Below are 1,815 nucleotides of genomic sequence, written 5' to 3'. Positions count from 1 at the left end.
TCGCCGTCGCGCAGGAAGCTGCCGGCGCGGGCGACGACGCGCTCGCCCTCGGAGAGGCCGCCGCGGATCTCGATGTCGTCGTCGTCGGACAGGCCGGTGCGGACCGCGCGGGCCTCCACCGTGTCGCCGGCGACCACGAGGACGCTGCTGCGCGCCGGCCCGCCGTAGAGCACGGACGCCTGGGGCACGGTGACGCCGCGGGTGCGGGCGATCTCGACCGCGCCGCGGGCGAAGGTGCCGATGCGAAGCCGCGGGTCGGCGTCCAGGCGGACGCGGACCTTGCCGAGCCGGGTCGCCCGGTCGACCTCCGGGTAGACCGCGCGGACGCTGCCCTGGACGCGCGCGCCGGCGCCGATGTCGACCCAGGCCGGCCGGCCCTCCCGCAGGAGCGGCAGCTTGGTCTCGACGACCTCGCCCTCCAACTCGATCTCGCCCCGTGCGATCAGGCGGAACAGTGGCTCGGCCGCGGACGAGGCGGTGATGCCGACCCGCGCGGTGCGGCGGCTGACGACGCCCGCTTCCGGGGCGCGAATCTCGGTGCGGGCGAGCCGCAGCTCCAGCTCGTCCCGCACCGCCTTGGCCTGGGCAAGCTCGGCCTTGGCGATGACGAGGCCGTTGCGGGCGAAGGCGAGCTTGCCCTCGGCCTGGCGCATCGCCGAGGTTCGCCCTTCCATGATCACCGCCGTGCCGTTCCCGGTCTGCATCAGCTGCTTGGCGCGGTCGTAGGCGAGGCGCGCCTCGAGGCCTGCCGCCTCCGCCTGCTCGATGGTGCTCTCGGCCTGCGGCACGGCGGCGGTCGCCTTATCGACGAGGGCGGCCTGCTGGGCGATCTGGCGGTCGATCAGGTCGTGCGCTAGGCGGGCGAGCACCTGGCCGCGGGCGACGCGGGCGCCCTCCTCGACCAGCACCTCGGTGACGCGGTAGCCGTCGATCTCCGGGGTGATCAGGATTTCGTCGCGCGGCACCAGCGTGCCGGTGACGACGACGCTCTCGACGATCTCGCGGCGCGCCGCCTCGACCACGCTGACCGCGGGGGCGGGCGCCGCCTTGACCGGCGCCGGGGCGGTTCCGGCTTGCGCCGGCAGGGGTAGCGCGAGGGATACGACGAGGGCGGCGAGCCCGAAGTGGCGGGCGCCGGGCGCGGAAAACGTCATCGGCTGGGCTCCGCGGAGGAGGTCGGGGCGAGGGGAAGGCGCCCGTCCAGGCCCGCCTCGAGCAGGGCGAGGAGCTGGGCGACGGATGCCGCCGGGTCGTAGTCGGGCAGCAGCGCGCGATCGACGACGATGCCCTTCATCAGGGGACCCAGCAGGGCGTAGAGCGCGACCGGATCGCAGGCGGGAGACCGCGCCAACACGCCGAAGGTCTCGACGAACCAGCTCCGCGCCTCGGCTTCGCCCCGCGCCGTCATCGCGGCGATGGCCGGGTTGCGGGTCGCCTCGGACCAGATGTCGATCCGCAGGATCGCGGTCTCGCGGGTGATCGAGACGAAGTAGCGGGTGATGATGCCGAGGAGCGCCGCGCGGCGGTCGCCGTCGCGCTCCAGCTCGGCCACCAGGCGGGCGCCGCGGGCGCGCTCGCCCTCGGCGAGCCCGAGGACGAGGTCCTCCTTCGAGGCGAAGTAGCGGTAGAAGTTGCCCGGGCTCATCGCCGCCTCGCGGGCGAGGTCCTGCATCGTGGTGCGGTGAAAGCCGTTGCGCACGAAGCAGGCCTCGGCGGCCGCCAGGATGTGCTCGCGCCGGGCCGAGGGCTCGATCCGCGCCGCGACCACCGCGCCGCCGGCGCTCATCGGGCGACGCTCGCCGTGAGCCCGTGCGG

The 1,815-nt window shown here is 75.0% G+C and carries 2 protein-coding genes; both read right to left on the bottom strand.

From position 1 onward, the window contains the following. A partial coding sequence (locus tag FV222_RS24910; protein WP_147815896.1) for an efflux RND transporter periplasmic adaptor subunit occupies window positions 1-1,154 on the bottom strand: 1,154 nt, incomplete at its 3' end. Beyond that, window positions 1,151-1,786 carry a TetR/AcrR family transcriptional regulator gene (locus FV222_RS24905; protein ID WP_147815895.1) on the bottom strand — a complete coding sequence of 212 codons (636 nt, stop codon included), beginning with the start codon at window positions 1,784-1,786 and terminating at the stop codon, window positions 1,151-1,153. The genes FV222_RS24910 and FV222_RS24905, both read right to left, overlap by 4 nt. Window positions 1,787-1,815: the final 29 nt, after the last annotated feature.

The sequence above is a fragment of the Methylobacterium sp. WL103 genome, from assembly GCF_008039885.1.
GTDB lineage: Bacteria > Pseudomonadota > Alphaproteobacteria > Rhizobiales > Beijerinckiaceae > Methylobacterium > Methylobacterium cerastii.
The sequence above is the reverse complement of the archived record's forward strand: the minus strand, read 5'-3'. Positions and strand labels throughout refer to the sequence as shown.

What these genes read in the sequence shown, in the direction of transcription:
- FV222_RS24905 (WP_147815895.1), bottom strand. Translation starts at nt 1,786, where the DNA reads ATGAGCGCCGGCGGCGCGGTGGTCGCGGCGCGGATCGAGCCCTCGGCC.